Here is a 6,976-nt window from a genome sequence, read left to right on the forward strand (position 1 = left end):
CACCCCCGGGCGGCCGGCGCCGGCGGCCCCCGCTGCTGCTGCTCCTGCCGGCCGCGGTCATCCTGATCCCGCTGGTCGCCTACCCGATCTACCAGCTCGGCCTGCTGTCCGTACTGGACTTCGGCCAGGCCCAGGCCTCGGGCGGCGTCCCGACCTCCTTCGTCGGCTTCGGCAACTACACGAAGATCCTGGAGGACGAGCAGTTCTGGACGGTGCTGTTCCAGACCATCGGCTTCGCGGCGTTCTGCGTGGTCGCCACCCTGGCCGTCGGCGCCACCCTCGCGGTGCTGCTCACCAAGGTCGGCCGGTGGCCCCGGCTGCTGCTGACCACCGCGGCGATGGCCGCCTGGGCGGCGCCGGCGATGACCGGTTCGACGGTGTGGAGCTTCCTGTTCGACACCAACCTGGGCCTGGTCAACCACACCCTGGAGGGGCTCGGACTCTCCGGCTTCCACGAGTTCAACTGGTTCTACGACAAGTGGACGGCGTTCCTGATCGTCGGCGCCGTGGTGGTGTGGCACTCCTACCCGTTCGTGATGGTCACCCTCTACGCGGGCATCCGGGCCATCCCGGAGGAGATCATGGAGGCGGCCGCCCTGGACGGCGCCAACACCTGGACCACCTTCCGCCGGATCACCGCACCGATGCTGCGCCCGATCCTGACCATCGTGGTGATCCAGTCGGTGATCTGGGACTTCAAGGTCTTCACCCAGATCTACGTGATGACCGAGGGCGGCGGCATCGCCGGCCAGAACCTCGTGCTCAACGTGTACGCGTACCAGAAGGCGTTCGCCTCCTCGCAGTACGGGCTGGGCGCGGCGATCGGCGTGATCATGCTGCTGATCCTGGTGATCCCGACGGTCCTGTACATCCGCACCCTGCGACGGACGGGGAACGAACTGTGAGCCCGGCGAACTCCCCGGCGAAATCCCCGGTGAACTCCCCGGCCGCGAGGCCGGCCCGGAACACCGGCGGCCCCCGGACGACCCGGGGTCGGAACACCCGCGGCCGGTGGCGGCTGGCCGCCAACAGCGGCGCGATCGTGCTGGCCGTGGTCACCGCCTTCCCGATCTTCTGGATGGTGCTCTCGGCCTTCAAGCCCAAGGGCGAGATCCAGTCGCTCGACCCCAGGCCGTGGACCGCCCACCCCACGCTGGAGAGCTTCCGTCAGGTGCTCAGCGTGGACGGCTTCGCCCGCTACTTCGGGAACAGCCTGGTGGTCGCGCTGTCGGTGGTGGTGCTGTCGGCGATCGTGGTCTTCCTGGCGGCGGTGGCCGTGACCAGGTTCCGGTTCAGGTTCCGCACCACCATCATGGTGATGTTCCTGATCGCCCAGATGATCCCGGTCGAGGCGCTGACCATCCCGCTGTTCTTCATGTTCCGCGACGCCGGCCGGTTCGCCCCGGGCGTCGGGCTGAACACCCTGGCCTCGCTGGTGCTGGTGCAGCTGGCGTTCTCGCTGCCGTTCGGGATCTGGATGATGCGCGGCTTCGTCGCGGCCGTCCCGGTCTCGATCGAGGAGGCGGCGCAGATCGACGGGGCCGGCCGGACCCGCATCCTGTGGCGGATCCTGCTGCCGCTGGTGGCGCCGGGCCTCGCCGCGACCAGCGTGTTCTCCTTCATCGCGGCGTGGAACGACTTCGTCTTCGCCAAGACCTTCATCATCAGCGCCACCCAGAACCAGACGCTGCCCTCGGCGCTGCTGGTCTTCTTCAAGCCGGACGAGAACGACTGGGGCGGCATCATGGCGGCGTCCACGCTGATGACCGTGCCGGTGCTGATCTTCTTCATCGCGGTGCAGCGCAAGCTGGTCTCCGGGCTGGCCGGTGCGGTGAAGGACTGACTCGCCCGCGCGTGCGGAGCGGCCGGGAGTCCCGTCGTCGTGCGGGACTCCCGTCGTCGTGTGGGACTCCCGCGGTCGTTCCGGGCGTGGGCACCGGTCGGCTCAGGAGACGAAGCCGACGATGTCGGCGCCCTTCCGGCTCCGTGCGATCCGCAGCCAGCCGACGACCTCCGCGACGGCCTCGGCCACCTCGCGCTCCGGTACGGGGGCTCGGCCCTCGCGTCCGGCCCGGTCGAACCGGTCCAGCGCCTCCCCGCAGTCCTCGGCCGACCAGGTGCCGCAGGACGGCACCGCGCAGAAGGGCAGTCCGGCGGGAAGGCCGCCGCCGTACTGGAACTCCGCGACCGAGACGGCGGTGATCCCGTACGCCTTCAGGCCGTCGTCGACCACCTCCAGCCAGTTGCCCCGGAACGGGCCGAAGGAGTCGACCTCCAGGGGCTGCCCGACCAGCCAGCACAGCCGCCGGTACGCGTAGCCGTACTGGAAGGCGTGGTCCTCGCTCCCGGAGAAGGGCCCGCCGTGCACCACGGCGCGCAGCGCCTCCCGAGCGGTCGGGGCGCCCTGCGCGATCTCGTCGGCGAAGTGCTCGTCGGACCTGTCCAGGGACGGGCCGAAGTACGCGAGGGCCTCGTCGACCGCTCCGTCGTCGCCGCTGCCGACGCGGGCGCGGAGCTCCGCGGGGTCGACCAGGTACGCGCGCAGGAAGGAACTCATATCAGCACGGTAGCGGGCGCAACGGACGGCCGGGTCGGCGGGCCCGGTCGCCCTCGGGTGGCGATGTCGCACTGAATCGTCTTGCCATACAGGCAAGTTGACGGGACGGCTCGGGTCTCGCCGACTCCCCGGGTGAAGGGCGGCAGCCCCGGCGACCCGGGTTCAGGCCGCGGCCGCGGAGTCGCGGGCCGGGACGGCGACCAGCACGAACTCCGCGCCGGCGTCGTCCCGGACCAGCGCGGTGCGGCCGAACGGCCCCGGCGCCGGACCGGTGACGACGGTGCCGCCGAGGGTGCGCAGCCGGTCGGCCGTGCGGTCGGTGTCCTCGGTCGCGAAGTGGACCAGCCAGCGCGCGCCCGCCTCCGGACCGGCGCCGGAGGGGCCGATGCTGCACGCGGGCAGGCCGGCCACCCGGGCGAGGGTGTGGCCCGCCCGCGGCCGGTCGTAGGTGTAGCCGACGACCCGGCGGTAGAAGGCCCGGGCGGCGTCGGGGTCGGGGGAGAGGTGCTCGTTCCAGGCGAACGCGCCCGGTTCGTCGACCAGGCCGGCGCCGTCGATGGTGCCGGCCCGCCAGAGCCCGAAGCGGGCGCCGAGCGGGTCGACGGCGAGCGCGGCGCGGCCCTGCTCGGGCACCTCGTACGGTTCGCGGGCGAGGCGGCCGCCGGCGGCCCGGACGGCGGCGGCGGTGCGCAGCGGGTCGGGGCAGGCGAGGAAGGTGGTCCAGGCGGCGGGCGGGTCGGTCGGCCGGGCCCGTTCGACGGCGGCGACCTGGGCGCCGTACCGGGTGGCCACCGCCTCGGCGGGGCCGGTCGGGACGAACTCCCAGTCGAACAGCGCGCCGTAGAAGGCCTGCGCCCGTGCGGTGTCCGGCGTCGTGAGCACGACCCAGCACGGGACCCCGGCGCGGTAGTTGCCCGGCTTCGGCATGCGGTCCTCCCGGCGGGCCCGGTGTCCGGCGCCTGGCTGTCCGGCGCCTGGCTGTACGGCGCCCGGAGCAACGGCCCCACCCGCCAGCCTCCGCGCCCGGCGGGTGCGCGGCAAGCGGGCGTCCCCGGCGAGGATTCCTAGGACACCCCGTGCGGCCGGAACTGGACGCTGATCCGCGGGCCCACCGGGCGGGCCGTCTTGGGGACCGCGTGCTCCCAGGTGCGCTGGCAGGAGCCGCCCATCACCACCAGGTCCCCGTGGCCGAGCGGGTGGCGGACGACGGTCGTGCCACCGGACCGGGGTCGCAGTGCCAGGGTGCGCGGCTCGCCGACGGAGAGGATCGCCACCATGGTGTCCTCGCGGGCGCCGCGCCCGATCCGGTCGCCGTGCCAGGCCACGCTGTCCCGGCCGTCCCGGTAGTAGCAGAGTCCGAGGGTGCGGAACGGCTCGCCCAGCTCCCGCGCGTAGTGGTCGCTCAGGGCGGCCCGGGCCAGGCCGAGCACCGGGTGCGGCGGTTCGGCGTGCGCCGGGTAGGAGGCCAGCAGGCGCGGGACGTCGACCGTCCGCTCGTACATCTCGCGGCGTTCGGCGCGCCAGGGCACGGTGGCGGCCAGCTGTTCGAACAGCTCGTCCGCCCCGTGCAGCCAGCCCGGGAGCAGGTCCAGCCAGGCGCCGTCGCCGAGCGGCTGCCGCCGCAGGCCGTCGAGCGGGCCGAGGCGGACGCCGCCGCGGTCCGTGTCGTCGAACAGCGAGGGCTGGAGGTGGACGGTGCCGTGCATGGGGCCAGCGTACGCCCTTGTTCGAACAGATGCTCGAATATTGCGCCCAGGGCATGGGTATACCGAGCGATACACGGTGATATTCAGTGAATGCCTTCGATTTGCAGGCTAAATCGGGAGTATGGCAACCTAATCGCAGACATTGAAGAGTTTTGACATCGGAAAGCGAAGGATCATGTCGGACGGCGCCCGCGTCATCGTCGGAGTCAGCGGTTCCCTGCACAGCCTGACCGCCCTGCACCGGGCGGCCGAGGAGGCCCGGGTCCGACAGGCGGTCCTGGTGCCGGTGCTCGCCTGGACGCCGGTCGGCGGCGAGCGCAACTACCGGGCCCGGCCGTGCCCGCCGCTGCTGCGCGCCTGGCAGGAGCTCGCCGAGGCGCGGCTGGCGGGCGCGCTGGAGCAGGCCTTCGGCGGTCTGCCGGTCGGCGTGCCGGTGCGGCCGCTGGTCGTGCGCGGCGATGCCGCGACGGTGCTGACCGGGCTCGCCGACCGTCCGGGCGACCTGCTGGTGGTCAGCACCGGTGAGCAGGGCGGCCTGCGGGCCAGGCTGCGCGGGCTGACGCGCCGGTCGGTCACCCGGCAGTGCCTGACCCGGGCCCGCTGCGGGGTGCTCGCCGTTCCGCCGTCCACGCTGCACGAGGACCTGCGCGCGCTGCACCGCGGCATCGACCTGCGGGAACTCGCGGCGGTCTGACGACTCGTCAACTCCGGTGCGTGGTGCGGCCGTCGACCACCGTACGGGTGGGTCGAAGGTCGCGCAGCACGTCCACCGGGCAGTCCAGCGGATCGACCGGCCACACCGTGAGGTCGGCGAACGCCCCCGGCCGCAGGCTGCCGCGCACCGCGCTCTCGCCGGTCAGCCGGGCCGCGTTCACGGTGTGCAGGGCGACCGCCTCGGCCCGGCTGATCACGTGCTCCGGGCCGACCACCCCGGCCGTGGTGCCCCGGGTGGTCATGCCCCAGACCGACACCATCGCGCCGTACGGGCCGACCGGGAAGTCCGAGCCCCCGGTGATCAGCGCGCCCTCGTCCAGCCACTCGCGCAGCGGGAAGAGCGCGGCGGTGCGCTCCTCGCCCCAGGCCCGCTGCTGGGTGAGCGCGCCGTCGTGCAGCAGCGGGTGCTGGACCGTCACCGGGACGCCGAGGGCGATCGCCCGGGCCCGCTGTTCGGGGCGGGCCAGGCCGCCGTGCTCGACCACCAGGGTGCCGGGCGGCAGGCCGGGGCGGCGCTCGGCCACCTGCTCGAAGACGTCCAGCAGGACCCGCAGCCCGCGGTCGCCCCAGGCGTGCACGCCGACCCGCCAGCCCCGCCCGACCACCCGGTCCACCGCCGCGAGCAGCTCGGCCGGCTCCCAGAGCAGCCGGCCGTGGTAGCACGGCCGCCCCCGGTAGGGCTCCTCCACGGCGCCCGCCTCGAAACCGCCGTCGATGCCGAACTTGACGCCCCACAGACTCAGTCGCCCGTCGTCCCGGCTGCTCGCGCGCCAGTCGTCCATCCGTTCCAGCAGTGCGTCCACCTGCTCCGGCGTACGGGCGGCGAAGCCGGAGACCAGCGCCCGGACCCGGACGGCCAGGGCGCCCCCGGCCCGCGCGGCGTCCAGCACCTCCAGGTCCTCGACCGGGACCAGGCAGTCGCGCACGGTGCCGATGCCGGTGGCGGCGAAGTCGGCGGAGGCGGCGCGCAGGCCCTCGATCCGCTCCGCGAGGGTGGGGCGCGGCAGCACCCGCTCGACCAGCTCGACCGCCCGGTCGACCAGCCGGCCGGTGAGCCGACCGTGCTCGTCGCGCTCGATCACACCGCCGGGCGGTGCCTCGGTGGCCTCGGTGATCCCGGCCAGCCGCAGCGCGGCCGAGTTGAGCACCATGTTGTACGCGCCGCGGCGCACCAGGACCGGGTGGTCCGCGGTGGCCGCGTCCAACTCCCCGGTGGTGGGCAGCCGTTGCTCGGCCAGCAGCACCTCCTGCCAGTTGACCGTGGTGTGGATCCACTCCCCGGCGGGGGTGCGGGCGGCGCGCTCGCGGATCAGGGTGAGGAACCCGGCGAGGTCGTGGGCCCGGTGGACGGGCACGCCGTGGACGCTGTGCCCGGCCATGACCAGATGGGCGTGGGTGTCGTCGAAGGCGGGCAGCACCGTCGAGCCCGGGGCGTCCACCACCTCGGTGGCCGGGCCGATCAATGCGTCCAGGCCGTCGGGCGCGGGGGACAGGGCGGTGATCCGGCCGCCGGTGACGGCGACCGCCCGGCGGGGCGGCTCGCCGGGCACCAGGGTGTGCACGGCGGCGGCGCGGATCAGCAGGTCGGCGGGGGCGGGGACGGGGTCGGTCATTGCGGCTCCTGGCTGGCCGGACACACCTGGGGGCGGGACAGTCCGGTGACCTTCTCGACGTACCGAAGACTGGGCTCGGCGAGCAGTCCGTGCAACTCGGTGAACACCGCGCGGGCCGGCACCGCGTTCCAGTCGGCGGGCAGCAGCTGAGCGGGCAGCCCCGGGTCCAGGTACGGCAGGCGGCGCCACTGGGTGAGCATCGGCACGTACGCGCGGAACGCCTCGGCCGGGTCGACCGGCGACCGGTCGCGCCGCTCCTCGGCGGCCGGGTGCCAGGCGTCGGCGAAGGCCGCGTACTGCGCCTCGATCGCCGGGAGGTCCCACCAACTCGCCACCGCCGTCCGGAGATCGGCGAAGCCGGCGTACTCGGCGGAGAGGAACAGGTG

At 73.9% G+C, this 6,976-nt stretch carries 8 protein-coding genes; 3 read left to right on the top strand and 5 right to left on the bottom strand.

Annotation, left to right across the window (positions count from 1 at the left end; all coding sequences use genetic code 11):
- Both ACFU6K_RS26160 and ACFU6K_RS26165 read left to right on the top strand, forming a co-directional pair.
- Positions 1 to 905 (top strand): carbohydrate ABC transporter permease (locus ACFU6K_RS26160; RefSeq protein ID WP_380666939.1); only part of this gene is annotated, 905 nt, incomplete at its 5' end.
- Complete coding sequence (locus tag ACFU6K_RS26165) at positions 902 to 1,843, top strand: carbohydrate ABC transporter permease (protein ID WP_380666941.1); 942 nt, start codon at positions 902 to 904, stop codon at positions 1,841 to 1,843. The genes ACFU6K_RS26160 and ACFU6K_RS26165, both read left to right, overlap by 4 nt.
- A gap of 102 nt (positions 1,844 to 1,945) precedes the next feature.
- Here the strand turns inward: ACFU6K_RS26165 and ACFU6K_RS26170 are convergent, their stop codons facing one another.
- From ACFU6K_RS26170 to ACFU6K_RS26180, 3 genes are all read right to left on the bottom strand, one after another.
- Positions 1,946 to 2,557, bottom strand: coding sequence for a hypothetical protein (locus ACFU6K_RS26170; RefSeq protein ID WP_380666943.1), 612 nt, complete (start codon positions 2,555 to 2,557; stop codon positions 1,946 to 1,948).
- Between the two features lie 162 nt (positions 2,558 to 2,719).
- A complete protein-coding gene (locus tag ACFU6K_RS26175; protein ID WP_380666945.1) occupies positions 2,720 to 3,484 on the bottom strand; it encodes a VOC family protein in 765 nt (254 codons plus the stop codon).
- Positions 3,485 to 3,621: 137 nt separating this feature from the next.
- Positions 3,622 to 4,263: an alpha-ketoglutarate-dependent dioxygenase AlkB gene (locus ACFU6K_RS26180; RefSeq protein WP_074004505.1), complete on the bottom strand. Its 642-nt coding sequence runs from the start codon at positions 4,261 to 4,263 to the stop codon at positions 3,622 to 3,624.
- Positions 4,264 to 4,438: 175 nt separating this feature from the next.
- Here ACFU6K_RS26180 and ACFU6K_RS26185 point away from each other — a divergent pair, with 175 nt between their 5' ends.
- Positions 4,439 to 4,957 carry a universal stress protein gene (locus ACFU6K_RS26185; RefSeq protein ID WP_380666947.1) on the top strand — a complete coding sequence of 173 codons (519 nt, stop codon included), beginning with the start codon at positions 4,439 to 4,441 and terminating at the stop codon, positions 4,955 to 4,957.
- Between the two features lie 7 nt (positions 4,958 to 4,964).
- Here ACFU6K_RS26185 and ACFU6K_RS26190 read toward each other — a convergent pair whose 3' ends face one another.
- Positions 4,965 to 6,590: an amidohydrolase gene (locus ACFU6K_RS26190; protein WP_380666949.1), complete on the bottom strand. Its 1,626-nt coding sequence runs from the start codon at positions 6,588 to 6,590 to the stop codon at positions 4,965 to 4,967.
- The coding region (locus ACFU6K_RS26195) for a PaaX family transcriptional regulator C-terminal domain-containing protein (protein ID WP_380666951.1) at positions 6,587 to 6,976 on the bottom strand (390 nt) is incomplete at its 5' end. The genes ACFU6K_RS26190 and ACFU6K_RS26195, both read right to left, overlap by 4 nt.

The organism is Kitasatospora sp. NPDC057512, assembly GCF_042802135.1.
Taxonomy (GTDB): Bacteria; Actinomycetota; Actinomycetes; order Streptomycetales; family Streptomycetaceae; genus Kitasatospora.